This window comes from Bacillus sp. SIMBA_005 (assembly GCF_046535585.1).
Lineage (GTDB): Bacteria > Bacillota > Bacilli > Bacillales > Bacillaceae > Bacillus > Bacillus pumilus.
In genome coordinates this window covers 1-381 of sequence record NZ_JAWRWI010000080.1, presented here as the reverse complement: position 1 = coordinate 381, position 381 = coordinate 1, and the positions used below count along the sequence as shown (strand labels likewise).

At 48.8% G+C, this 381-nt stretch carries 1 pseudogene; it reads right to left on the bottom strand.

The annotated features are described in order from the left end of the window. Positions 1–381 (bottom strand): annotated as a pseudogene (ileS, locus tag SB660_RS19185) (isoleucine--tRNA ligase); the annotation flags it as partial.

Sequence of the window (381 nt, the reverse complement as noted above, 5' to 3'; positions counted from 1 at the left end):
CCGTGATCGGTTTATTGGCTTTATCGTAAAACATTCCTTCAAAGCCCGGCGCTTCGTCGGTCATGTTTCCTTTTTCATCAACAGGGCACAGCACTTCTAAGCCGTACTTTTGGCCGACGATAAAGTCATCTTCCCCGTGGCCCGGGGCAGTATGAACACAGCCTGTTCCGGCATCGGTTGTGACGTGGTCACCGAGCATAACGAGTGAATCTCTGCCGTACAGCGGATGTTCTGCAGTGATGTATTCTAATTCTCTGCCTTTATATGATGCGACAACTTCAGGATTTTCAAAGCCGCATGCCTCCGCTACGTTTTCGATCAGTTCAGCCGCCACTACATAACGCTTGTCTCCAACCTTGATGACATTGTATTCAAGATCAG